Raw genomic sequence first — 676 nt, forward strand, 5'->3', positions numbered from 1 at the left:
TGCCGATAGACATGAGACCTGCCATGACTAAATACGCCGTTTGCCATGACATTAAGCTGTAGCTTTCGCTGTTAGGCTCTATCCATGCAGCTATTGTAAGTGCACCAGCTGTCGCGACAATCATGGCGCTTCGATAGCCCACTTGATAGGCGGCAGCCAGTGCGGCCTGCATTTTCACCGGCGCCGACTCAATTCGAAATGCATCGATAACAATATCTTGGGTGGCAGAGGCAAAGGCAACCATTAAGGCAAATAGGGCTAGCCTTACGAGATCGGCAAGGGGATCACTTTGACTCATGCCGATAATTGCGGCGACGAGCAGTAGCTGGGCGAACATCATCCCACCGCGCCTGCGTCCTAACAGCCGAGTGAATATTGGCAGTGACATCCGATCCACAAGGGGGGACCAAGCCCACTTAAAGCCATAAGCGAGTGCTATCCAGCTAAAGTAACCGATGGCAGTACGATCAACTCCTGCTTCACGTAACCAGAATGATAGGGTGGAAAAAACCAGCATCAGGGGTAAGCCAGCCGAAAAACCGAGTAGAAGTAAGATTAATACCCTTTTATGGCAATAGATTGATGCGGCGTTTTTAAAACGCTGAAAAAAAGAGGGCACGAATGCAGAAGACATAAACAAGCTTTACTGGAATTAGTTGTCTAAATCTTACGGTTC

General features: G+C 48.8%; 1 pseudogene. It reads right to left on the bottom strand.

The features are described 5' to 3' along the window. A pseudogene (locus K5R16_RS22010) lies at positions 1–634 on the bottom strand (AmpG family muropeptide MFS transporter); the annotation flags it as partial. Between the last annotated feature and the right edge of the window lie 42 nt (positions 635–676).

It is taken from the genome of Shewanella sp. c952 (genome assembly GCF_019654975.1).
In the GTDB taxonomy this organism is placed as follows: domain Bacteria; phylum Pseudomonadota; class Gammaproteobacteria; order Enterobacterales; family Shewanellaceae; genus Shewanella.